Raw genomic sequence first — 23,779 nt, 5'->3', positions numbered from 1 at the left:
GTGGCGGGCGACGAGGCGGAAGACTGGCTCCCCAGGCTGTACGAGGAGGAAGGGCCGACCCTGCACCGGCTCTGCGTCCTCCTCGGTGCCGAGGACCGGTCCGCCACCATCGTGCGCAGCGCGCTGCTGGCGCTGCAGCGCCGGTCCAACCGGCTCATCGACCCCGTCGAGCGGGTCTACTTCGTGCAGGAATACGTCGTGCATCTGGCGCGCGCCACGCGGCCTGCGCTGCAGCCCCTGCACCTGCCGCAGGTGGATGAGCCCCGGCAGGACGAGATCCTCCGCGCCGTGTCGGCCATGGCTCCGCGCACCGCGGAGCTCCTCATCGTCAGCCATTACCTCTCGGTGTTCGGCCCGGACCTGGCCGGCATCATGCGGCTCTCGGTGCGCGGCGCGAACGTCAAGCTCGAGGGGGCGCTCGAACAACTGCGTGCCAGGGTCGGTGCGCCGACGCTCGGCAGCCAGCCCGGTGTGATCGAGTCACTCTCCCAGGAGTTGACGGCCGCGCTGCGCTCCGCGGCCCGCGTCACCGCGGTGCCGGAGACGGACATGCTCGAGGGCGAACTGGAGCACATCTCCGAAGACCGCGGCACCAGGTTCCGGCCGCGTGCCGTGGTGGTGTTGACAGTGCTCGCCGTCCTCGTCGGGATCGTGCTGGCCGCGTTGATGCGCGACGACATCGGCACCACCGTCGAACCCGCCCCTGAACCGGTGGTCACACCGACGGCGGTGGAGTCGCGGTCGATCAACGCCACGGTGCGCAACACGCCGCTGTACTACGTGGCCAGCGACTGGCGGCTCTACCGGGAGCTGCGCGATCTGCCCTCCACCGGGAACCTGGTGCGGGCGGCGCTCAACTCGCTGCTGGGCCTCGTGCCGATGGACCCGGACTACCGCACCGTCTGGAGTGCCGGGAACCTGCTCAGCGCCGAGATCGATGGCGACGAGCTGATCGTGGACCTGTCGGCGGAGGCCTATGAGGGCCTGACCTCACCCGTGGCCATCGCCCGCGCGCGTGACCAGGTGATCTACACGGCCTCCGAACTGGTGGGCAACCCGCGGCTGAAGGTGGTCTTCCGCTCCGACGGGGGCACCCCGCCCGAGGGATTCAACGATCCCGAGGGGTACGGGCGCACCGGTCTGGACCCGATGCCGGCGGTGTGGATCAGCTCACCGCGCAACCAGGCGACGCTGAGCGCCGGGCAGGCCTCGATCATCGGCACCGTGAAGGAGGGCGTTGGCGTTCCCGTCGTCCGGATCACGGATCAGGACTCTGGCGAGGTCATCCTCGAGACCACTGCCCAGACCACGGCCGGCGTCAACGTCGAGGGCTGGCGGGTGTGGACGGTGACCACCTCGCTGCCGAAGGGCAGCCTCGACATCACCGTGACCGTCCTCGACGGTGATCCGCCGGTCGAGGTCAAGGAGAACAAGGCCGTCACGGTCTCCTAACGCGAGGCCGTGATGACGCCGGCGATCTGCGTCTGCAGGTCCATCGGGACCAGGCGGGTGGCGAAGGCCATCACGCGGTTCATGGTGCCGTCCACCACGAACGGGCGGTGCTTCCGCAGCGCGTCGAAGGTCACCGTAGCGACCTGTTCGGGGGCGCGGCGGGTGCGCATCATGTTGTCGTCGCCGCCCCTGACCCAGAACTCGGTCTTCGTCGCTCCGGGGCAGCTGGCGATGACCCGCACGCCGGTGGGCTTGAGCTCGCGCCACAGTGCGACGCTGAACTGCAGGACGTAAGCCTTGCTCGCTGCATAGGCGGCCATGTTCGGCGTCGGCTGGAACGCCGCGGTGGAGGCGACGTTGACGATGGCGCCCCGGCCCCGCTCCAGCATCCCGGGCAGGACGGCGTGCGTGAGGTCCGTGAGCGCGACGATGTTGAGTTCCACCATGTCGGTGGTGCCCTCGGGATCCGAGGCGGCGAACTGGCCGAGTTGGGCGAAGCCGGCGTTGTTCACCAGATGACCGACCTTGGCCGCCCGGACCTCCTCGATGAACGCGCGGCGGGCCTCGCGGTGGGTCAGATCCACCGTCGAGATGCGGGTCGCGACGCCGTACTCGGACTCCAGCCGGCGGGCGACTGCCTGCATCTGGTCCCCGCTGCGGGCAGCGAGCCAGACGTCGCTGCCCTCGGCGGCGAGCCGTTCGGCGAAGGCCACGCCCAGCCCTGTCGATCCTCCGGTAACCACAGACCACGTGTTGCTCATGGCCTTTACCTTACGCATGGAACAATGGGCGCCATGCAGCATTTCGATCTCGTGGTCATCGGTTCCGGCTCTGGAAACTCCCTCATCGATGAACGGTTCGACAAGTGGAACATCGCACTCATCGACCGGGACGAGACGTTCGGCGGCACCTGCCTCAACCGCGGCTGCATCCCCACCAAGATGTTCGTGCTGCCGGCAGACCTGGCGGCGTCGCCCCCTGAGGCGGCCCGCCTCGGGGTGGACCTCGAGTACAAGGGTTCAGATTGGGCGGCCATCCGCGACCGCATCTTCGGCCGCATCGACCCCATCTCGGCCGGTGGGCTCGACTGGCGGATGCGGTCCCCGAACGTGACCGTCTTCCGCGACGAGGCGCGCTTCATCGGCGAGCGCACCCTCCAGGTGGGCGATGTCCAGATCAGCGCGGACCGCATCGTGCTGGCCACGGGTTCCCGGCCGCGCATGGTGGATGTGCCGGGCATCGCCGACATCCGCAGCAGCCTCTACACCTCAGACACCATCATGCGCGTCGACGAGCGCCCCAGGCGTCTCGTGATCCTCGGCGGTGGCTTCATCGCGGCGGAGTTCGCGCACGTGTTCGCCTCGCTCGGCACGAAGGTCACCTTGATCAACCGCTCAGAGGTCCTGTTGCGCGGGGCCGACCGTGAGATCTCGGAGCAGTTCGCCCACAAGCTGGGCCGGCGCGTGCAGCTGCGCCTCAACCAGGCGCTGTCGTCCTTCGAGCGGAGCGCCGACGGCGGGGTCACCGTCGTCACGACGGACCGCAACGGCATCGAGTACGAGTACTACGCCGACGCGGTACTGATGGCCGTCGGACGGGAGCGCAACTCCGATGTCCTGGACCCGGCCGCAGGGGGAGTCGAGACGCGCGCCTTCGGTCAGATCCGGGTGGACGCGCAGCAGCGCACCAGCGCCGATGGCGTGTGGGCGCTGGGCGATGTCTCCTCGGACTACCTGCTCAAGCACGTGGCCAACGCTGAGATGCGTACCGTGCAGCACAACCTCCTGCACCCGGAGCGCCCCATCGAGACGGACCACCGCTACGTCCCCTATGCCGTCTTCAGCGACCCGCAGGTAGCGGCCGTCGGCGCCACCGAGGAGCAGCTCAAGAACTGGGGGACCCCGTATGTCGCCGCCCGTCAGCGCTACGGCGACGTGGCCTACGGCTGGGCGCTCGAGGATGAGGGGCACTTCGTCAAGTTGCTCGCAGATCCGGGGAGCCTGCGGCTGCTCGGCGCCCACATCATCGGCCCTCAGGCGCCCACGCTGATCCAGCCCCTCATCCAGGCGATGAGCTTCGGGCTGCGCGTCGACGAGATGGCCCGCGGCCAGTACTGGATCCACCCCGCGCTGCCGGAGGTGGTCGAGAACGCGCTGCTGGGCCTGCTCTCCGCCCAGCGGCACGCGGAGCAGCACAAGTGAGGCGCATCCTGGCAGCGGCGGGGGTGGCGGCGCTCGGACTGACCGGTTGCGCCACCGAACCGCTGATCCCGCCGCAGTACCGCACGGCTGAGCCTGCCCTCAGAGCGTCCCAACCGACCTCTGCTGCGGACGCTGAAACGACACCCAAGGAACTGATCTCACCTGAGGCCGCGCCGGTCGACGAGTGCCGTGCACTGGCGGAGGAGCTGTCGCTGGAGCAGCAGGTGGGCCAGCTCTTCATGGTCGGCGTCGACACCGGCGGGCTGGACCCGACGACGCGCTCGGCCATCTCGGATTCCCGGATCGGTTCGGTGGTCCTGCTGGGTAACACCACGGCGGGCACCAGCCAACTGCGGAAGCTGACGGCTGAGCTCGGCAGCCTCGGCACCGCGCAGCTGCCCCTCCTCGTCGCGGTCGACCAGGAGGGCGGCGCCGTCCAGCGGCTCAAGGGAGCGGGCTTCGACGCCATCCCGCCGGCGCGCGACCAGGGAGCCCTGCCCCCGTCCGAACTGCGGGAAGCCGCGGCCGGCTGGGCCGAGGAACTCCATGCGGCAGGGATCCGCTACGACCTGGCCCCCGTCGCCGATGTGGTGCCCGAAGACAAACGCTTGTCGAACGAGCCGATCGGCAAGTTGAAGCGCGATTTCGGTGCCGAGCCTGAAGCTGTCTCGGATTCCGTGGTGGGGTTCATCGAGGGAATGCGGTCGGCCGGGATCGCCACCTCCGTCAAGCACTTCCCGGGGCTGGGTGAGGTCACCACCAACACGGATTACGGCGCCGCGCAGGACACCGACACGACGCGGGATTCCCGGAACCTCGAGCCGTTCCGCGCCGCCGTCGAGGCCGGGGTGGATTCGGTCATGGTGTCGTCGGCCGTGTTCGAGGAGATCGACCCGGACAACGAGGGTGTGTTCTCGCAGACGGTCATCACGGACCTCCTGCGCGGGGAACTGGGCTTCGACGGCGTGGTGATCGCCGACGACCTCGGCGCCGCCGCCGCGGTGAAGGCCATCAAGCCGGGGGAGCGCGCCGTCCGGTTCTTCGACGCCGGTGGGGACCTCGTGATCAACGCCAACCCCTCGATCATGCGCGCCATGGTGACCGCCACCCTGGAGGCGGCGGGCGACGACGAGTCGTTCGCGGCTCAGGTGCTGGATTCCACCAGCCGCGTGCTGCGGCTCAAGGCGGCCGTCGGGCTGGTGGACTGCGCCTGAGTGTCGGGCTTTCCTCCCGTCAACGCGCGCAGTGCGTAGAGGATGGCCGCGAGGTCGACCACCTCCTGCGTGAGCGCCCCCGCCACGGGCGGGATGTACCCGAACGCGGCCACGAGCATCAGGCCCAGCGACAGGACGATGCCGATCCAGATCGCGGTCAGCGCCACGCGGTAGGTGTGCCGGCCGATCTCAACGGCCCGCACCACCCGGTGCACGTCGTCACGCACGATGACGGCGTCCGCGGATTCGCTGGCGGCCGTGGAACCCCGGGCACCCATGGCGATGCCGACGTCCGCCATCGCGAGCACGGGGGCGTCGTTGACGCCGTCGCCCACCATGATCACAGGGCCGGGCATTGCGCGGATCCGCTCCACCTTCTCCGCAGGCAGGAGTTCGGCGTGCACATGCCCGATCCCGGCCTGATCGGCGAGGGTCCCGGCGGTGTCCTGGTTGTCGCCGGTGAGCATCGCGATGTTCTCGAAGCCGAGACCCCGCAGCTGCTCGACGGTCTGAGCCGCGTTCTCCCGGAGCCTGTCGGCCAGCAGGAGGGTGCCGACGAAGCGGCCGTCGACGGCGACCGCGACGGAGGTCTGGCCGGCACCCAGCTGCACCGGGTGCGCGGCCTGGTCCTCGGCGCGCACGAACGCGAGCTTGCCGATGACGACGCGCCGGCCGTCGATGCGCGCCCGCACGCCGTTGGTGGCGATCTCCTCGGCGTCGTGGGTGCTGCTGAGGGCCAGGCCACGCTCCAGTGCGGCGCGGATGACTCCCTTGGCCAGAACGTGCGATGAGTACTGCTCTGCGGACGCAGCCAGCCTCAGCAGTTCGTCGGGGGAGATGCCGTTGGCGGTGATCACGTCGACGAGTTCAGGTTCGCCGTGCGAGAGGGTGCCGGTCTTGTCGAAGGCGATCGACTTCGCCCTTGCGAGGGCCTCGAGCGTGGCGCCGCCCTTGACGATGATGCCGGAGCGCGCGGAGGCGCTCATGCCGCCCATGAAGGCGACGGGAGCGGCGATGAGCAGCGGGCACGGGGTGGCGAGGACGAGGACGGAGGCGAAGCGGACGGGGTCGCCGGAGAGCCACCAGGCGAGGCCGGCTATCACCAGCGAGATGAGCGTGAACGGGATGGCGTAGCGGTCGGCCAGACGCACGGTGGGGGCCTTGGCGTCCTCCGCCTGTTGCACGAGCGCGATGATCTGCTGGTACTGCGACGACGCCGCGTCGGCGGTGGCCCGGATGCGGACCGCGCGCTGGGTGTTGACCGAGCCGGAGAGGACGGGGTCGCCGAGGGTCTTCGCGACGGGCAGCGATTCGCCGGTGAGCGATGACTCGTCGAAGGTCGCCTCGTCGGTCAGGAGGTTGCCGTCGACGGGCACCACCTGGGAGGGCTTGACGAGCAGCAGGTCGCCGGGGCGGACGTCGTCGACCGGGATATCGGTGACCGCGGCCGTCGGCTCCTCGGAAGCCATGCGGTGGGCGGTCACGGGGGCGCGCTTGAGCAGCGCGTCGAGGTCGCGGGTGGCCCGCGCCGCGGCGAAGTCCTCCAGCGCCTCGCCGCCGGTCAGCATCAGCACCACGATCATCGCCGCGATGTACTCCCCCACGCCGATGGCCGCGGCCATGGCCACGACGGCGAGGATGTCGAGGCCGTAATGCCCCCGCGCGATGTCCCTGGCCATGCCCACGGCGGTGAGGGCGACGATGAAGACGACGTAGCCGGTGCCGATCCACTGGGCGGCGATGGACTGCCCGGCGAAGTGGAGCGCGAGCACCGTAACCAGGGCGGTCAGGGTGGCCGCCACGAGTGGGTACCGCCTGATGAAGCCAGCCATGACGCCAGTCTTCGCCATTCGAACGGCTTCTTCAATCAAGGTGAGGCTTACCTACCGGGGGTACCGGCCCGTGGCGTCACCCGGTGTCCAGGTGCCGAACGAGTAGTCTCGACCCCATGCTGCGTTGCTCGATGGAGTGGTCGCGCGCCGACCTCCCCGCCTGGGGCACCGCCGCGCGCGCCACCTTCTATGTCTGCCTGGAGATCCCCGGCCCCTGGGGCCCGCTCGCCGCGACGGGCGCCCGCCTGCTGGATCCCGCGGTGGGCGCGGAACTGGAGGACACCATCACAGGGCTGGGCGGCCGCTTCATCTTGATCCGGCACCCGGAGCGCCGCACGATCGGGACGGATCCCCTCGCCGTGCTCCTGTCCGGAGGATTCGACGACGGTGGCTGGCTTCGTCGCATGGAGGTCTCGGATCCCACCGAGCTGCTCGAAATGATCCGAGCCTGGGGTGGCGCCGGTGTGCCGGAAGGCCGCGACGGCGGTGCCGCCATGCTGGTGTGCAGCCACGCCCGGCGCGACCAGTGCTGCGCCCTGGCCGGCCGCCCCATCCTGGCGGCGCTCACCAGGGAGGTGGGTCCGGAATCGATCTGGGAAGCCTCCCACCTCGGTGGGCACCGCTTCGCCCCCACCATGCTGCTGCTGCCCACCGGTCAGGTCCTCGGACGGCTCAACGCGGTGGCGGCGCTGAGTGCCTACCGCGCGGCCGAGGAGCATGCCCTGTGGCCGGGCGGCGCCCGCAAGGACCGGGGTCGCTCGCACCTCCCGCCTGAGCAGCAGGCCGCTGAGGCCTGGGCGCTGGCCGAGTTCGGACGCCGCGATGAGACCGCCCACCCGGACACGGCGGGCATCTCGCTCACGCCCGTCCCCGCCGTCGACCTCTCCAGCGAACTGCTGGACGGGGGTCCCGGCGTGCGCGTGCGGCTGAGGGGCTGGGAGATCACGGTGGATGTGCAGCGCGTCACGACGGACGGCGCCGCTCCTGCCAGTTGCGGCAAACCTGCCGAGCCGCTCTACTACTGGCGCGTCGAGCCCCGCCTCCCGGCATGAGTTCCCGCCGGTCGATCACCGCTCTGCTGCTGAGCAACACCTTCGGGGGGATCGGGGTGGCGTCAGGCATCGCCGTCGGGGCCCTGCTGGTCGCCTCCATGGGCGGCGATCACCTGGCCGGCACCGGTCAGGCGGTCAGCATCTTCGGCGCGGCGGTGCTGGCGGTGCCGTTGGCCAATCTGGCGGTGCGACGGGGCCGTCGGCTCGCGCTGGTCCTGGGCTACGTGATCGCGGCGGCGGGTGCTGTGGTCGTCCTGATCGGCGCCTGGCTGGGTTCGCTGTTGCTCGTCCTCGCGGGGCTCGTGGCGTTCGGCGCTGCGCAGGCGACAAACCTGCAGTCGCGCTACGCGGCGGCAGACCTGGCAAGCCCGGACCGTCGGGCCACCCTGATGTCCATCGTGCTGTGGGCGACGACGATCGGCTCAGTGGTGGGGCCGAATTTGAGCGGCGCCGGTGCGGCGCTCGGGTCGGGCATCCGGCTACCGGAACTCGCGGGGCCTTACCTGTTCAGCGTCGCCGGCTTCGCCCTGGCGGGGGTGGCCATCGTGGCGCTCTACCGTAGCAACCGGCCCTCCGTCGCGCCGGCGGTGACGACGGTGACGGCGGCAGTGGCGGTTCCGGCCTCCAAGACTGGCGCCGTGGCGGCACTGAGGTGGGCCGCCACGCACCCCGTGGCGCGGTTCGCGGTGCTGCTCATCGTCGTGGGGCACGCCGTGATGGTGGGCGTCATGTCGATGACCCCCGTGCATCTCGGGCACGAGGGGCACGGGCTGTCCGCCATCGGCCTGGTGATCAGCCTCCACATCATGGGGATGTACGCGCTGAGCCCCGGCGTCGGCTGGCTCGCCGACCGCTTCGGCGCCATGAGCACCGCTGCCGTCGGCCTGCTGCTCCTGGCGTCGACGGCCGGGATCATCCTCGTCGCCCCGAAGTCCTTCCCGCTGGTCACGGTGGCGCTGGTCCTGTTGGGCGTCGGCTGGTCGTTCACGATGATCTCCGGTTCCGCGCTGCTGGCGCGCACGAACTCCGGCGACATGCGCGTGCCCCTCCAGGGCGCCACCGATGCCTTGATGAACTACGCGGGCGCGGCTGCCGCGCTCATCGGCGGCCCCCTTCTGGCCTGGCTGGGGTATGGGGGCCTCGCGCTGGTCGCTGCGGCGCTGATCCTGCCGGCCGGCGGCATGGGCTGGGTGGCGCGTCGCTCCCGGACCCGGGTCGCGCCGTCCGCTGCCGCGGCGAAGCGCTGACGCACGGGGGAGACGCCAAATCTTGATTCGGGGTCGCGGACGGACCCACATCAAGATTCGGTCCAATCTGGCTCCGGTGGGCGATGGACCCCGAATCAAGATTCGAGGTCGCGGACCGCACCAGATCCAGATTCGGGGACTCCCCGACGGCGGGTTCAGGCTGCGCGAAGCGTATGCAGGTCGCACACCGCCCTGCAGGGGCGGGCTCGCCCCGGCCAGCCCAGCTTCCGCAGACCGTCCTCGAGCTGCGCTGCCGTGCGGCACGCCTGCTTCGTGGACGAGTTCCAGCCATAGTGAAGGGTGTCTTCGTCGTTGTGGATCTTGTGAGCGTTGTCCCTGTACCAGTCTCTACTAGCGTCTGTATGGTCGCGGCGACCATCCAGTTCGAACCGAAGCCTGAACTCTGGCCAATGGCCATCTGAGCGACCGTGCTCGCTCTTCGGCTGGAGTATCGGTTCCGGCAGCCCGTGCGCCGCGATCACCGAGCGACTGAAGTGCCATTCGAGGGCCGATTCGATGCCTCGGGCGGCATGCTGGCAAAGATCGTGCAGGTGCCGACGATGCGCGTTGCGACCCCGCGCCGTCAGGGCTTCGAGAAGACGACTGGCCGTGGTTCTCCCATTGGTGAAACTCCGTACGACGGCGTCAGTCAGGTCATCCTGGGCAGCGTGGTCCGCCATATCCAGCAGGCTTTCCTCCACACGCGTCCGGGGGACGGTTCCGGTCGTGGTGCGTTCTCCGCGCCTGAGCAGGATCGACCACTCGCCCAAGGCGAGGTTGGCCCGGCTTTCGGCGCTCCACACGGTAACCAGCTCTGGGGGATCACGGAGGATCTCGTCCAGGTAGAGCGCCGCTGCGCCGCCCACGGAGGCGGAGTCTCCACCAGCCAGGAGGCCGGCCCAGACGGCCGACTTCCAGGTGGGTCGCTCCGTGCAGTACAAGCCGTACATGAGACGGGTCCATGGTCCGGTCAAGCGACGAATGACAGTACGGCTGAGGCCACCGTCGAGCATTTGCCTCGTGCTGAGCATGCCGGCCTGTTGCCTGGCGAGGGAGACCAGGTTGATGGGCAGAGACTGACGCGGGTACATGTGCCGACGCTCGCATGCAGGGTGGCTCGTTGTCTGTGCCTGGGCTGCAACGGACAACACCAGGAGGTGGAGGGACAACACCTGGCGCCCGTTGGACAACACCGTGGCCCACTCGGACAACACTGCAGCACACTGCCGCGCACCTACGTGGCGTCCGTCGTCGGCTCCCCGGGGGTGATGGCGTAACCATCGCGAGCGACCGGCGGGTGGTCCCGGAGGACCTGGATCTGGATCTGGGGTGCCGGACGACCCCGAATCTAGATTTGGGGTGTGCGGCGTCGCTCCCGGCCGAAGGCAGGAAGCAACTGCATCTGGATCTGGGGTGCCGGACGACCCCGAATCTAGATTTGGCGGCACCGACGCCGACCCCAGACGGGAAACGGCGCCGCCAGAGGCGACGCCGTCACTCGGTGGTTCCCAGGCTCAGCCGAAGCGGCCGGTGATGTAGTCCTCCGTGGCCTTCTGCTCCGGGTTGTGGAAGATCTTCTCCGTCGGGCCCATCTCGATGAGCTCGCCCGGCTGGCCGTGGGCCTTCAGGTTGAAGAAGGCCGTCCGGTCGGACACCCGAGCAGCCTGCTGCATGTTGTGCGTGACGATGACGACGGTGTAGTCCTCCTTGAGGTCCTTGATCAGGTCCTCGATGGCCAGGGTCGAGATGGGGTCGAGCGCGGAGCAGGGTTCGTCCATCAGCAGCACGTCAGGCTCGACGGCGATGGCGCGGGCGATGCACAGACGCTGCTGCTGGCCACCGGAGAGGCTCGAGCCGGGACGCTCAAGGCGGTCCTTGACCTCGTTCCACAGGTTGGCGCCGCGCAGCGACTTCTCGACGAGTTCGTCGGCGTCCTTGCGGGAGATGCGCGCGTTGTTCAGGCGGACGCCGGCCAGGATGTTCTCCTTGATCGACATCGTGGGGAACGGGTTGGGGCGCTGGAACACCATGCCCACCTGGCGACGCACGCGCACCGGGTCCACATTGGCGGCGTACAGGTCCACGCCGTCGAGGAGTACCTGGCCGTCGACGTAGGCGCCGGGGATGACCTCGTGCATGCGGTTCAGCGAGCGCAGCACGGTGGACTTGCCGCAGCCGGACGACCCGATGAACGCCGTGACCGCGCGGGGCTCGATGGTCATGTTGACCGACTTCACGGCATGGAACTTGCCGTAATAGATGTCAAGGTCTTTGATCTCAATACGCTTGGACATTTCCAGGTTCCTTAACTCAGCGTCCGGCCTTGGGGGCGAACTTCCAGGCGATGAATCGCCCGATGGCGTTCAGTCCCATAACGATCAGAATGAGGGTGAGCGCGCCGGCCCATGCACGTGCATGGTACGCCGCCGTATCGATGCCGGGCGCGTACATGTACTGGTTGTACACGAACACCGGCAGGGTGGCCATGGGGTTGTCGAAGGGGTCGAGGTTCATCGACGACGTGATGGAGGCCGTGACCAGCAGCGGCGCGGTCTCGCCGATGACGCGGGCGATGGCCAGCACGACACCGGTGACGATGCCCGCGATCGAGGTGGGCAGGACCACCTTCAGGATGGTGCGCCACTTCGGCACACCCAAGGCGTAGGAGGCTTCGCGCAGCTCATTGGGCACGATCCGCAGCATCTCCTCGGTGGAACGAACCACCGTCGGGATCATGAGGACCGACAATGCGACGGCACCCGACATGCCGGACTTATGGCCGGCGCCGAAGACCATGGAGAACAACGTGTAGGCGAACAGGCCCGCGACGATGGAAGGAATGCCCGTCATCACGTCGACGAAGAATCGGATCGCCGCTCCGAGCTTGCCGTTGCCGGCATATTCGACGAGGAAGATCGCCGTCATCAGGCCCACGGGCACCGAGATCAGCGTCGCGATGCCGGTGACGATCAGCGTTCCCCAGATGGCGTGGACGGCGCCGCCGCCCTCACCGAGGACGTTGCGCATCGACCAGGAGAAGAAGACGCCGTCGAAACGGGCGAGACCGTTGGCCACCGTGCCCCAGACCAGGGAGACGAGGGGGGTCAGCGCGATCAGGAAGAACCCCGTGACGACGTACTTCGCGAGGCGGTCCTTCGCACGGCGGCCGCCCTCGACGGCGCTGGAGAGGATGAACATCGCCAGGAGGAACAGCACGGTGGCCGCCGCGACGACGCTGGCGATGTTGGCCGACTTCAGGAGCGCCAACAGGCCCGCCGCGACGGCCACGGAGACCACGAAGGCCGCGACGCTCGTGTACGGGGGGAGGTTGCCGTGCGTCAGTGTGGTGGGTTTCGGGGTCAGGCTCGTCTTCGGGGACGGTGCGGTCTGCGTCGTGCTCATCAGTTGGCTCCCGAGAAGTCCTTGCGGCGGTTGATGATCCACCGCGCGGTCATGTTGACGATCAGCGTGATGATGAACAGCACCAGGCCGGTTGCGATGAGCTCGTTGCGGCCGATGTCATGCGCCTCGGGGAAGGACTGCGCGATATTGGCCGCGATGGTGTTGGGGTTCTGGCTGGTGAGGAGCTTGAAGCTGATGATGCCCGAGCCGGACAGCACCATGGCCACGGCCATCGTCTCGCCGAGCGCACGGCCGAGGCCGAGCATGCAGGCCGACACGATGCCCGGCATGCCGAACGGGATCACGGCCTGCTTGATCATCTCCCAGCGCGTGGCGCCGAGCGCCAACGAAGCCTCTTCATGGAGCTTCGGCGTCTGGAGGAACACCTCACGGGAGATGGCGGTGATGATCGGCAGGATCATGACGGCCAGCACGACGGAGGCGGTGAAGATGGTGCGGCCGGTGCCGGACACCTGGCCGCTGAACAGCGGGATCCAGCCGGCGTTCTCGTTGAGCCAGAGGAACAGCGGGCGCATGGCCGGCGCCAGCACGGCGATGCCCCACAGGCCGAAGACGACGGACGGCACGGCGGCCAGCAGGTCGATGATGTAGCCGAACGACGAGGCCACCCGCCTGGGTGCGTAGTGCGTGAGGAACAGCGCGATACCGACGGCGACAGGGACGGCCATCACCATGGCCAGCAGGGCGGACCACATCGTGCCGAAGGCGTACGGGGCGACGTAGGACCAGAAGCTCTGACCGCGCCCGAACTGGAACGTCTCAGGGTCTGCCAGGAGTGCCGGCAGCGCCAGGCCCACGAGGAAGGCGGCCACCGCGGCCAGGATGACGAGGATCAGGACGCCCGACCCGGTGGACAGACCCCGGAAGAAGGAATCGCCGAAACGCTTCTTGCTGCGGGTGAGCGAATGGGACTCGGACTCGGGTCCGGTGTCTGTCTGCGGGGCTTCGGGGGCTTCCGTTGCCGACATGGGCGCTCCTGAATCGAAACGAGAGTAGCGGTTTGCAGATTACACGCCCCTCATCGTGCAAAGTCGCGTCACCCGTTTCGGGCGACGCGACTCTGCATCGATCAGAGGCTGATGATCACTGGATGGAGTCGATCGCGGCGGTGACCTGCTCGGACAGCGCGGCGGAGAGCGCCGCGGAACCGGCGCGCTCGGCGGAGGCCGACTGGCCCTCTTCCGAAGCGATGTAGCTGGCGTAGGCCTTCACGAGCTCAGCCTTGGCGTCGTCCTGGTAATCCTGGCAGGCGATCAGGTACGACACGAGCACGATCGGGTAGCCCTCGGCCTCGCGGTCGACCTTGATGGCCATGTCGTTCTCGGCGCGGCCATCTTCCACCGGCGAGTTCTCGACGATGGCTGCGGCTGCCTCAGTGGTGGGGCCGTGGAACGAGCCTTCCTTGCCGAGCTTGGCGGTGGAGAAGTCGCCGGCCTGCGAAGCATCGACGTAACCGATGGTGCCGACACCGCCGGAGACGGCGGAGACAACGCCCTGGGTCTGAGCGGCGGCCTCGCCACCCTCGTACGGCCAGTCACCGGACTTCTCGGCGTCCCACACGCTGGGAGCAGCGGCGGCGAGGTAGTCCGTGAAGTTCTCGGTGGTGCCCGAGGTGTCGGAGCGGTGCACGGCTGTGATGTCGAGGTCGGGGAGTTCGACGCCCTCGTTCAGCGCGGCGATCTTCTCGTCGTTCCACTTGGTGATGTCGCCCTTGAAGATGGCAGCCAGCGTGTCGGCGTCCAGGTTCAGGTCCGTGACACCCTCGACGTTGAAGACAACGGCGATGGGGGAGATGTAGACGGGCAGGTTGATCGGCTTGTCAACGCACTGCGAGAAGGTGTTCTCGTCGATCTCTTCCTGCTTGAAGGCCCGGTCGGAGCCAGCGAAGTCCGCGCCGCCGCCGATGAAGGCTTCGCGCCCGGCGCCGGAGCCCTCGGGGGAGTAGTTGATGGTGACGCCTTCGTTAGCGGTCTGGAAGCCGGCGATCCAGGTCTGCTGGGCGACTTCCTGCGCCGAGGCGCCGATGCCGGAGAGGGTGCCCTCGAGGTTCGAGGCGGGGGCGGCCGCTTCCGTGCTGGCGGTTTCTTCGGTGCCAGCCGATTCCCCGGCGCTGGAGGCGGGGGTGTTCTCCGCGGGAGCGTTGGTGGCGCTCTCGTTGGCGGCGCAGGCCGACAGGAGGAGGGCGGCCGAGAGGCCGGCAGCGGCGGTCAGGCGGATCTTCATTTCGGGATACCTTCCGAGACGGGAATGGGCCGCGAGTTGGCCCTGGAACTGAACGAACTGTGTGTTCCTGCTGTGAACGTAGGACGACCAGGTAACCGAATGGTCCGGGTTTGGTTAACAGATGATGAACGGGGGGCGAGTTCTGGCCCGGCCGGGGGTTTCTCGGGTGTTTGTGACGGGACCGGTACCCCCTGGGAACTCCCAGAGCCCGAGATCCGGCTCAGGCCGTCGGCTTGTGCACCTCGACGGCGACGAGGTCACCGTCGTCGTCCCGGTGCACGACGACCACTTCGCCCACCACCATGGGCTTGGCCTTGATCCCCAGGCCCTCGAACATCGCCGGCAGCACGGGGCGGTGCCCACAGAGCGCGGTGGGGGCCGTGGTGCGCTTGAACAGGCGGGCGACGAAGCGGCGGACCTCCCTCGGATGCACCGTGCCCTCCTCTTCGGTGAGCACGTCCTCCGTGACGATCTCCAGCCCGCGCTGTTCCGCGTACGGGCGCAACGTCTCCACGCACCTGGTGGAGGAGGAACTCACCAGGTGTTCGACGCCGTAGGCGCCGAACAACTGGGCCAGTTCCCGGGCCTGGCGCCGGCCGCGCCCCGTGAGGCGACGCTCCTGGTCCGGCCCGCTCCAGTCCTTGCGGAGCATGGCCTTGCCGTGGCGCACGAGCAGCAGGGGGGTGGTGCGCGGCTTCAGCAGTGCCGTCGACAGCAGGCGCCGCTCGTCGGCGTAGGTGAGGGTCCTCATGGCCCGGTCGATCCGGGCCCAGCGGATCTTGTCGACCTCGCGGTTGGGCTCGAAGGGATGCTCCGCCAACACCTCGGCGCGCCAGTACTGGACGGCCTTGAGCCCCTTGGAGAGCTTGTACTCGATGGGGGGCAGCCGCAGCCCCAACCGGACGGCGACCCCGGCCTCTTCGAACACCTCCCGCACCGCGGTCTGGGGTGGCAGTTCGTCGACGGTGCCCTTGCCCTTCGGCAGCGACCAGTCGTCGTAGGCCGGGCGGTGGATCATCAGCACCTCGACGTCGTCTCCGGTGCCCCGCAGCACGACGGCCCCCGCCGCGCGGATGGCGACGCGGCGGCTCATCGGGTCGAGCGCCGGGCCGCGGTCTGCTGGATGAGCCATTCCTGGATGTCTCTCAACGGGGAGCCGTCCGGCCCGGTGGTGTGCGCCGTCCACGTCGAATCGTTGAGTTCCCAGTGCACGGTGCCGGGGTCGAACGCCATCGCGAAGAGTTCGTCGATGTGGCGCAGATGCGCCGGGTTGCTGAGCCCCACGATGGCCTCCACACGGCGGTCCAGGTTGCGGTGCATGAGGTCTGCCGAGCCGATGCCCACGATGGGCTGGCCGCCCCCCACGAACGAATAGATGCGGGAGTGCTCGAGGAACCTGCCCAGGATGGACCGGACCCTGATGTTCTCGCTCAGGCCGGGGACTCCCGGCCTGATGGTGCAGATGCCGCGCACCCACATGTCCACCGGCACGCCTGCCTGCGACGCGCGGTAGAGGCCGTCGATGATGGCCTCGTCGACGATGGAGTTGACTTTGATCTTGATGCCCGACGGCAGGCCGCGTCGCTGATTGGCGATCTCGCCGTCGATGTAGTCCAGCAACCCGCGCCGAATGCCGTCCGGGGCCACCAGCAGGCGGCGGTAGTGCGTCTCCTGCGTCATGCCCGAGAGGTGGTTGAAGAGCCGCGCCAGGTCGTCGGTGATGATGGGGTGCGCCGTCAGCAGACCCATGTCCTCATAGAGGCGGGCGGTCTTCGGGTTGTAGTTGCCGGTGCCGATGTGGGCGTAGCGGCGCAGGCCGTCTGCCTCCTCCCGCACCACCAGCGACAGCTTGCAGTGGGTCTTCAGCCCGAGCATGCCGTAGACCACATGGACACCGGCCTTCTCCAGCTTCCGCGCCCAGCCGATGTTGTTCTGCTCGTCGAAGCGGGCCTTGATCTCGACGATGGCCAGGACCTGCTTGCCCATCTCGGCCGCCTCGATGAGGGCGTCGACGATGGGGGAGTCGCCGGAGGTGCGGTACAGCGTCTGCTTGATGGCGAGCACCGCGGGATCAGCCGCCGCCTGCTCGATGAAGCGCTGCACCGAGGTGGCGAACGAGTCGTACGGATGCTGCACCAGCACGTCGCGCAGCTTCAGCGCCTTGAACATGTCCGCGGGGCTTGCGCTCTCCACCTCCGCCAGGTCCGGGTGCGTGATGGGCAGGAAGTTGGGGTACTTGAGGTCTTCCCGGTTGGAGTCGTCCAGCGAGAAAAGGCCCGTGAGGTCCAGCGGCGCCTGCAGCCGGTAGACCTCGTTGGCGTTGATGTCGAGCTCGCTGATGAGCATGTCGAGCATCTTCTCGTCGATGTCGTCCTCGACCTCGAGGCGGACCGGAGGGCGACCGACCTTGCGTCGCAGCAGTTCCTTCTCCAGGGCGAACAGGAGGTTCTCGGCGTCGTCCTCCTCCACCTCGATGTCCTCGTTCCGGGTGACCCGGAAGGTGGTGTGGGACAGCACCTGCATGCCGCTGAACAACTGCCCGAGATGGCGGGAGATGATCTCCTCCAGCGGCAGGTAGCGGCCCTCCGCGAGGCGGACGAAGCGCGACAGCACCGGCGGCACCTTCACGCGGGCGAACTGCCTGGTGCCCGTGACGGGGTTGCGCAGCAGCACCGCCAGGTTCAGCGAGAGGCCCGAGATGTAGGGGAAGGGGTGCGACGGGTCCACGGCGAGGGGGGTGAGCACGGGGAAGATCCGCTCGGCGAACAGCGCCCGCATCGCGTCCTTCTCGTTGGCCGTGAGTTCCTCCCACTTGAGGATCTCCACGCCCTCGGCGCGCAGCGCGGGGCGGACGTCCTTCTGGAACACCAACGACTGCTCGTTCACCAGGCGACCCACCTTGGCGAGCAGTTCGGCGTGCAGTTCGCCGGGCATCTTGCCAAGCACTGTGGGGACGGCCACGCCGGCCGCGATGCGGCGCTTCAGGCCCGCGACGCGCACCATGAAGAACTCGTCCAGGTTCGACGAGAAGATCGCCAGGAACTTGGCGCGCTCGATCAGCGGGACGCGGAGCGCGTCCTTGGCCTGGTCCAGGACGCGGTTGTTGAAAGCCAGCCAGCTCAGTTCACGGTCGAGGTAGCGGTCTGCCGGCAACCGTGCGTCGTCGGTGGCGTCGATGGCGGGATCGCTCATGCAGGGGTCCTCTCGGCGTGGAAGCTCGTGTCGGTCTGGACGATCTCGAAGCCCGCCTTGCGGTACATGTCCACCACGCGCTCCTGGCTGCCCTCGACATAGAGCTGGATGCGGTCGTCGCCCTGCTGTGAGAGGTGGTGGAGACCGGCGGCCAGCAGGACGCGACCCAGGCCCCTGCCCTCGTGCTCCGGCGCGACGGCCATCACGTAGACCTCCCCGAGGCCGCCGCCATGGCGCTTGGTCCAGTGGAAGCCCACCACGTCGCCGTCCTGACGGGCGACGAACAGGCCGTGGGGATCGAACCACGGCTGGCGGGTGAGGTCGTCGAACTCCGCGACGGTGAGCCGGCCCTGCTCGGGATGGTGGGCGAACGCGGCGGCGTTGACGGCGACCAGTTGTTCCCGGTCTGCGGGGGTGAAGGTGTCGAGGGTGTAGCCCTCAGGTAGGGAGCCGGTGACCGGCTGCGAGTAGTCGGCGCGGGATTCCATGCGGAGCAGGGACCGGACCGGCTGCATGCCGACGCGGGTGGCGAGTTGGGGCGCGCCGGGCAGCGTCCCGAAGGCCCATGCCGACGACTCGGGGTGGGCCCGCAGCGCCTCCGTCAGGAGCTCGGTGCCGATGCCCTCACGACGGTGGTCCGGATGGACGCCCACGAGCAGCGTGCCGTCGCGCTCGTCGCAGACGACGAAGCCGTACGGGTCCTTGCGCTTGCCCATGAAGAAGAAGTCGGCCTCGCGCACGCCGTCGATGCCGAGCGAGCCCGACTCGTTGACCGGGGAGATGCCGTCATGCTCAGTGATCGCGTCGACGAGGCCGCGCAGGGCGTCGCGCATCGTCGGTGTCAGCGTCGTCAAGCTAACCAGCACGGTGAGCCTCCCTCGCACTGGCGAAGCGGTAACCAACGTTGCGCACAGTGCCGATGTAGTAGTCGAATTGGCCGAGCTTAGCCCGAAGCCGGCGCACGTGGACATCCACGGTGCGGGTGCCGCCGTAGTAGTCGTACCCCCACACCTGGCTGACCAGGGTCTCCCTCGACAGCACGCGGCCGGGGTGCTGCATCAGGTAGCGCAACAGTTCGAACTCCGTGTAGGTGAGGTCGAGCGGTGCCCCGTCGAGAGTGGCGGTGTAGGCGGCACCGTCCACGCGGATGGGCCCGGCCACCAGCAGATCGGGGTCTGCGCTGGAGCGGGTGAGCACCCGGATGCGCGCGTCGATCTCGGCCGGCTCGCTGCCCGCGGCCACGAAGTCGTTGAAGCCCCAGTCCGGCGACAGCACGGCAAGGCCGGACAGCGCCACGATCAGCAGCACCGGGGCGTTGCCGCCGCGCGACAGCGCCTGGCAGGTGGAGCGGGCGCCCGCGAGGTCCACGGTGCCGTCCACCACGACGACATCAGCGCCCTCCGCGTCGATCAACGCCTGGGCGGCCGACGTTACGGTGGTGATCTGGTGGCTCAGCAGTGCCAGTTCCGGAGGCGTTTCCTTGGAGGAGACGAACACGATGTTGCTCATGGCTGCCCTCCTTCCGCGCTCCGCGGGACGACCTCATCCTAGTGGTACGTCGCCCCCCGCGATACGCACGTTCCGGGGGCAGCCTGAGCTCCACCGCTACCATGTTGCCCATGACGCAGGACCTTCCGGACGATCTGTTCCGGCAAGGGGCCGAGGAAGGGCCCGAGGAGGCGCGCGGGGAACCGGAGCCTTCCCACGCGCCCGAGCGGTCGTCGGTCAAGACGGTGCCGCTGGGGCAGGACGGGATTTCGCTGCGCATGCTGGCCGGCATCCTGGTGCTCGCAGTGCTGCTGGCCTTCGCCGTCGGGCGACTGTTCTTCTTCCGCGGCAACCAGGATCCGATGGTGACCGTGAGCCCTGCGCCGCTGCCCACCGCGACGGCCTCCGCCCCACCCAGCACCGCGGGGGTGCCGTATTCGGACGCCGTCGTGGTCGCCAACGTGTTGGCGGCCGAGGGGCAGTGCCTGGAGGGAGGCACGCGGGACACGCCGGCGATGCTGATCGACGACGACTCGGGCACCCTGTGGCGCTGCCACGGCGAGGGTGTGGGGGAGCAGGTGACGTTCACGTTCAGCGGGCGCCGGCCCCTCGTCGGCGTGCGCGTGGTCAACGGCAACACCGCCTGGTCCGACCGCTACCTGACGGAGCGGCGCATCCTCAGCATCAGGTGGGAGTTCGACGACGGATCCTTCTTCGTGCAGGGCCTGGCGGCGAACAACCGCAACCCGCAGGAGGTGCGCTTCCCGCCGTTGGCCGCCACGGGCGTGACCATGACGGTGCTGGACGCCACGGCTCCCGGAGACGGCGAGGCCAACGCCGACGCCGTGTCGCTCAGCTCGGTGGAGTTCCTCACCCCGGCCTGAACCGGCTCACTCCCAGTTCTTCGTGTCCATCGTGATGGTCACCGGGCCGTCGTTGACGGAGCTGACGAGCATGTGGGCGCCGAAGCGGCCCCGCGCCACCGTCGCGCCCAACGACTCCAACTGCCGGCAGAGCTCCTCGACGAGCGGCTCGCTCACGCCGCCGCCTGCCGCGCGGCTCCAGGACGGCCGGCGCCCCTTCCGCGTCGAGGCGTAGAGGGTGAACTGGCTGACGACCAACAGGGGTGCGTCGATGTCGCTGGCCGACTGTTCGTCGGCGAGGATCCGCAGCGACCAGATCTTGCGGGCAAGCGCTGCCGCGTCGTCGGAGGTGTCGTCGTGGCCGACGCCAGCCAGGACGAGCAGACCGGGGCGCTCGAGCGCGCCGACCAACTCGCCGTCGACCTTCACGGAGGCCTCGAGCACCCTGGTCACCACAACACGCATGGTGCCCATTGTGGCTGCTTCGTATACTGGCCCGCATGTCGACCGAACCGCAGATGAATATTGACATCGAGGTCCCTGAGGGGCTCAATCCCGCACTGACGGCGCTGGGCTGGATGGTCGGTCGCTGGGAAGGCACCGGCCACGGCACGGACCATGAGGGCAACGGCTTCCAGTTCGAACAGCGCATGGAGTTCCAGCACAACGGGGACGACTACCTCTACTACATCTCACAGACTTTCCTGCTCGACGCAGACCCCGCCGAGCAGCAGGAGGCCGTGGAGGGTATCGGCCGGGCCACCAAGGTGCTCGGCATGGAGACCGGGTTCTGGCGCCCGAAGCCCGACGCCTCCGTCGAGGTGGAACTGGCCAACTCCGAGGGCTGGACCGAGATCCTGATCGGCAAGATCCAGGTGACCCGCATCGACATGACCACAGACGCGGTGGTGCGCGGCGAGTCCGCCGCCGTCGAGCACATGTCCGGGCAGCGGCTGTATGGCAAGGTTGAGGGCGACCTCATGTACGCGCTCGACCGCTCCACCACCGCCCACGACCTGCGTCCGCACATGTGGGCCCGCCTGAAGAGGGTCTGATGGCCGCCGTCGCCATGGACAAGGGCCTCGACGCGGGGCTCATCTGGCACTTCGGGAACCCCGTCGCCGAGGCCCGCTCGCTCGCCTCGGGCGAGGGTGTAGTGGACCTGCCCAACCGCGAGATCGTCGAGATTTCCGGCCCGGACCGCCTCACCTGGCTGCATTCGATCACCACGCAACACCTGTCCGGCCTGGGGGCGGGGCAGTCCACGACGGCGCTGATCCTGTCACCCACGGGGCACATCGAGCACGTGCTCCACGGCACCGACGACGGCACCAGCTTTCTCGCCTGGACCGAACCGGGCAGGGCTGAGGCGCTGGTGGAGTTCCTCGACTCCATGCGGTTCGTGATGCGCGTGGAGGTCACCCCACGGACCGACCTGCGCCTCGCGTGGGTCGGGCACAAGGTGCCCCTGGATCCCCAGTGGCGCGTCCGCGACTCCGATGTCGGCGGGCTGGACGTCTTCGTTCCGGTGGACGCCGAGCTGGAGTCCACCGTGGGCACCTGGGCGTTCGACGCCCTGCGCGTGGCCGCCGGTGTGCCGCGCTTCTTCGTCGACACGGACCACAAGACCATCCCGAACGAGATCGGCCTGGTCGGCACGCACCTCAACAAGGGCTGTTACCGCGGGCAGGAGACGGTCGCCCGCGTGCACACGCTGGGCCGGCCGCCCCGGCGGCTGGTGCAGCTGCACCTGGACGGTTCACTGTCGCAGCTGCCGGAACAGGGCTCCCCTGTTGAACACGGCGGCCGCACCGTCGGCTTCGTGGGCTCGTCGGCCCGCCACCACGAACTGGGCCCCATCGCCCTTGCGCTGGTGAAGCGCAACGTTCCTGTCGACGCGGAACTGCTGGCCGACGGAATCGCCGCGGCCCAGGAGGTGCTGGTGGACCCGGAGGTCGGCCTGCACATCCGGCCCGTGCTCGGCTGACGCCGCCGCCAACGACACACCCCCATGCTCAGCATCAGCCGAGCGTGGGGGTGTCGCGTTCGGGTCAGTTCAGCGCGGCCAGCGCGGCCTGGTAATCCGGCTCCTGGCCGATCTCCGGCACCTGCTCGGTGTAGACGACCTTCCCGTGCTCGTCGATCACGATGACGGAGCGCGAGAGCAGGCCCTTGAGCGCGCCGGTCTCCAGCGTGACGCCGTAGTTCTCGCCGAAGTCGGTGCGGAAATCGGAGGCGACCACGACGTTGTCGATGCCCTCAGACTCGCAGAACCGGGCGTGCGCGAACGGTAGGTCGCGCGAGACGTTCAGGACGGTGGCGCCCTCGAGGCCGGCTGCGCTCTCGTTGAAGGTGCGAAGCGAGGTGGCGCACACTCCGGTGTCGAGCGACGGGAAGATGCTGATGAGCAGCTTCCTGCCGGCGAAGTCGGACAGCCGGACCTCGGCGAGGTCCGTGCCGGTGACCACGAAATCCGGGGCGGTGGAGCCGACTGCGGGCAGTTCGCCTACGGTACGGACGGGGTTTCCTTTGTGGGTGATATCAGCCATGCCCCGATCCTTGCCCATGGACCCAAACGGCGACCGGCGCGTCTCGTCCCCTGTCGGCGAACAGGGGTGGTCGCGCGTGTGTTCGCCCTCTGTTCACCCGGACGTGGTTGGATCCTGATATGAGTCAATCGAGCCTGCGCGAATACATCGACCAACTCCTCGCGGAGGGCTTCGCCGTCACCGATGTGCACGGTGAGGACCCGTATCTCGTCGACCCGCTCGGACAGGCTGTGGAGACCTGGCGCGACCGCTACCCGTATGACGTCCTCATGGGGCGCAACGAGTACGAGATCGAGAAGCGGCAGCTGCAGATCGAACTCTTGAAGTTCCAGTATTCGGCGCAGGACCGCGGCACCAAGCACGTCATCCTGTTCGAAGGCCGCGACGCGGCGGGCAAGGGTGGTGCCATCAAGCGCTTCACCGAGCACCTCAATCCCCGCTACGCCCGCACCGTGGCACTGGGCGTGCCCACGGAACGGGAGAGGGGCCAGTGGTACTTCCAGCGCTACATCCAGCATCTCCCGACGGCGGGCGAGATCGTGATGTTCGACCGCTCCTGGTACAACCGGGCGGGCGTGGAGCGCGTGATGGGGTTCTGCTCGGACCAGGAGTACGACACCTTCGTGCGGCAGGCGCCGTTGTTCGAGGAGATGCTCATCGAGGCCGGCACCACGGTGACGAAACTGTGGTTCTCCGTCACGCAGCGCGAGCAGCGCACGCGCTTCGCCATCCGTCAGATCGATCCCGTGCGGCAGTGGAAGTTGTCGCCGATGGACCTGGAGTCGCTGGGCCGGTGGGACGACTACACGGCCGCGAAGAACGCGATGCTGAAGCACACCGACACGGCGATCGCCCCCTGGTACCGCATCAAGTCCAACGACAAGAAGCGCGCCCGGCTCAACGCCATGCGCCTGTTCCTCGGCCTGCACGACTATGACGGCAAGGACCCCTCGGTCATCAAGCCGGTCGACCCGCTGATCGTGACCATGGGCCGCAAGAACCGGATGGCCGAGGACCCAGCGGAGCACGAGGACTGAGCCTCG

General features: G+C 68.6%; 22 protein-coding genes. 9 read left to right on the top strand and 13 right to left on the bottom strand.

The genetic code is table 11. From position 1 onward, the window contains the following. Complete coding sequence (locus J7D54_RS11320) at positions 1 to 1,452, top strand: GerMN domain-containing protein (RefSeq protein ID WP_182763981.1); 1,452 nt, start codon at positions 1 to 3, stop codon at positions 1,450 to 1,452. Here J7D54_RS11320 and J7D54_RS11315 read toward each other — a convergent pair. Beyond that, positions 1,449 to 2,213 carry an SDR family oxidoreductase gene (locus J7D54_RS11315; protein ID WP_182763980.1) on the bottom strand — a complete coding sequence of 255 codons (765 nt, stop codon included), beginning with the start codon at positions 2,211 to 2,213 and terminating at the stop codon, positions 1,449 to 1,451. The genes J7D54_RS11320 and J7D54_RS11315 overlap by 4 nt on opposite strands. Positions 2,214 to 2,246: 33 nt before the next feature. Here J7D54_RS11315 and J7D54_RS11310 point away from each other — a divergent pair, with 33 nt between their 5' ends. Then, a complete protein-coding gene (locus J7D54_RS11310; RefSeq protein WP_182763979.1) occupies positions 2,247 to 3,653 on the top strand; it encodes a mycothione reductase in 1,407 nt (468 codons plus the stop codon). Continuing rightward, positions 3,650 to 4,867, top strand: coding sequence for a glycoside hydrolase family 3 protein (locus J7D54_RS11305; protein WP_182763978.1), 1,218 nt, complete (start codon positions 3,650 to 3,652; stop codon positions 4,865 to 4,867). The genes J7D54_RS11310 and J7D54_RS11305 overlap by 4 nt, the downstream gene beginning before the upstream one ends. On the opposite strand, the gene J7D54_RS11300 is transcribed toward J7D54_RS11305, so the two are convergent. After that, a complete protein-coding gene (locus tag J7D54_RS11300; RefSeq protein WP_182763977.1) occupies positions 4,798 to 6,699 on the bottom strand; it encodes a heavy metal translocating P-type ATPase in 1,902 nt (633 codons plus the stop codon). The two genes, J7D54_RS11305 and J7D54_RS11300, sit on opposite strands and share 70 nt — an antisense overlap. 116 nt (positions 6,700 to 6,815) lie before the next feature. Between J7D54_RS11300 and J7D54_RS11295 the strand changes: the two genes are divergently transcribed. Together J7D54_RS11295 and J7D54_RS11290 are read left to right on the top strand one after the other, a co-directional pair. After that, positions 6,816 to 7,751: a sucrase ferredoxin gene (locus tag J7D54_RS11295; RefSeq protein ID WP_182763976.1), complete on the top strand. Its 936-nt coding sequence runs from the start codon at positions 6,816 to 6,818 to the stop codon at positions 7,749 to 7,751. Next, on the top strand, positions 7,748 to 8,998 hold the full coding sequence (locus J7D54_RS11290; protein ID WP_182763975.1) for an MFS transporter: 1,251 nt from the start codon (positions 7,748 to 7,750) through the stop codon (positions 8,996 to 8,998). Before J7D54_RS11295 ends, J7D54_RS11290 begins: the two co-directional genes overlap by 4 nt. Positions 8,999 to 9,153: 155 nt before the next feature. Here the strand turns inward: J7D54_RS11290 and J7D54_RS11285 are convergent, their stop codons facing one another. The 9 genes from J7D54_RS11285 to J7D54_RS11245 form a co-directional block, all read right to left on the bottom strand. After that, entirely contained in the window at positions 9,154 to 9,864 is a 711-nt protein-coding gene (locus tag J7D54_RS11285) for a nucleotidyl transferase AbiEii/AbiGii toxin family protein (RefSeq protein WP_209455115.1), read from the bottom strand. A gap of 648 nt (positions 9,865 to 10,512) precedes the next feature. After that, complete coding sequence (pstB, locus tag J7D54_RS11280; protein WP_076061919.1) at positions 10,513 to 11,292, bottom strand: phosphate ABC transporter ATP-binding protein PstB; 780 nt, start codon at positions 11,290 to 11,292, stop codon at positions 10,513 to 10,515. A 16-nt stretch (positions 11,293 to 11,308) separates the two neighbouring features. Further along, positions 11,309 to 12,400: a phosphate ABC transporter permease PstA gene (gene pstA / locus J7D54_RS11275; protein WP_182763973.1), complete on the bottom strand. Its 1,092-nt coding sequence runs from the start codon at positions 12,398 to 12,400 to the stop codon at positions 11,309 to 11,311. Continuing rightward, a complete protein-coding gene (pstC, locus tag J7D54_RS11270) occupies positions 12,400 to 13,389 on the bottom strand; it encodes a phosphate ABC transporter permease subunit PstC (RefSeq protein WP_182763972.1) in 990 nt (329 codons plus the stop codon). Before pstC ends, pstA begins: the two co-directional genes overlap by 1 nt. 115 nt (positions 13,390 to 13,504) lie before the next feature. After that, a complete protein-coding gene (gene pstS, locus J7D54_RS11265; RefSeq protein ID WP_182763971.1) occupies positions 13,505 to 14,644 on the bottom strand; it encodes a phosphate ABC transporter substrate-binding protein PstS in 1,140 nt (379 codons plus the stop codon). A 220-nt stretch (positions 14,645 to 14,864) separates the two neighbouring features. Further along, positions 14,865 to 15,776 (bottom strand): NUDIX hydrolase, encoded by a 912-nt coding sequence (locus J7D54_RS11260; protein ID WP_182763970.1) that lies wholly within the window; start codon positions 15,774 to 15,776, stop codon positions 14,865 to 14,867. Further along, entirely contained in the window at positions 15,734 to 17,836 is a 2,103-nt protein-coding gene (locus J7D54_RS11255; RefSeq protein WP_182763969.1) for an RNA degradosome polyphosphate kinase, read from the bottom strand. The genes J7D54_RS11260 and J7D54_RS11255 overlap by 43 nt, the downstream gene beginning before the upstream one ends. Then, positions 17,833 to 18,702, bottom strand: coding sequence for a mycothiol synthase (gene mshD, locus J7D54_RS11250; protein ID WP_182763968.1), 870 nt, complete (start codon positions 18,700 to 18,702; stop codon positions 17,833 to 17,835). Before mshD ends, J7D54_RS11255 begins: the two co-directional genes overlap by 4 nt. Continuing rightward, positions 18,692 to 19,345 (bottom strand): response regulator transcription factor, encoded by a 654-nt coding sequence (locus J7D54_RS11245; RefSeq protein ID WP_076061934.1) that lies wholly within the window; start codon positions 19,343 to 19,345, stop codon positions 18,692 to 18,694. Before J7D54_RS11245 ends, mshD begins: the two co-directional genes overlap by 11 nt. 110 nt (positions 19,346 to 19,455) lie before the next feature. Here J7D54_RS11245 and J7D54_RS11240 point away from each other — a divergent pair, with 110 nt between their 5' ends. Beyond that, positions 19,456 to 20,208 (top strand): hypothetical protein, encoded by a 753-nt coding sequence (locus J7D54_RS11240; RefSeq protein ID WP_182763967.1) that lies wholly within the window; start codon positions 19,456 to 19,458, stop codon positions 20,206 to 20,208. A 6-nt stretch (positions 20,209 to 20,214) separates the two neighbouring features. Here the strand turns inward: J7D54_RS11240 and dtd are convergent, their stop codons facing one another. Beyond that, positions 20,215 to 20,652 carry a D-aminoacyl-tRNA deacylase gene (dtd, locus tag J7D54_RS11235; protein ID WP_182763966.1) on the bottom strand — a complete coding sequence of 146 codons (438 nt, stop codon included), beginning with the start codon at positions 20,650 to 20,652 and terminating at the stop codon, positions 20,215 to 20,217. A 35-nt stretch (positions 20,653 to 20,687) separates the two neighbouring features. Here dtd and J7D54_RS11230 point away from each other — a divergent pair, with 35 nt between their 5' ends. Both J7D54_RS11230 and J7D54_RS11225 read left to right on the top strand, forming a co-directional pair. Next, entirely contained in the window at positions 20,688 to 21,242 is a 555-nt protein-coding gene (locus J7D54_RS11230) for an FABP family protein (RefSeq protein ID WP_245243973.1), read from the top strand. Then, a complete protein-coding gene (locus tag J7D54_RS11225) occupies positions 21,239 to 22,174 on the top strand; it encodes a folate-binding protein YgfZ (RefSeq protein WP_370585860.1) in 936 nt (311 codons plus the stop codon). Before J7D54_RS11230 ends, J7D54_RS11225 begins: the two co-directional genes overlap by 4 nt. A 64-nt stretch (positions 22,175 to 22,238) precedes the next feature. Here the strand turns inward: J7D54_RS11225 and tpx are convergent, their stop codons facing one another. After that, positions 22,239 to 22,736: a thiol peroxidase gene (gene tpx / locus J7D54_RS11220; protein ID WP_182763964.1), complete on the bottom strand. Its 498-nt coding sequence runs from the start codon at positions 22,734 to 22,736 to the stop codon at positions 22,239 to 22,241. A gap of 119 nt (positions 22,737 to 22,855) precedes the next feature. Here tpx and ppk2 point away from each other — a divergent pair, with 119 nt between their 5' ends. Further along, positions 22,856 to 23,773, top strand: a complete 918-nt coding sequence (gene ppk2 / locus J7D54_RS11215) for a polyphosphate kinase 2 (protein ID WP_182763963.1) — start codon at positions 22,856 to 22,858, stop codon at positions 23,771 to 23,773. Positions 23,774 to 23,779 lie beyond the last annotated feature (6 nt).

This window comes from Tessaracoccus sp. MC1865, assembly GCF_017815535.1.
GTDB lineage: Bacteria > Actinomycetota > Actinomycetes > Propionibacteriales > Propionibacteriaceae > Arachnia.
Note: the sequence above shows the minus strand (reverse complement) of the source record. Positions and strands in the feature narration are given on the sequence as shown.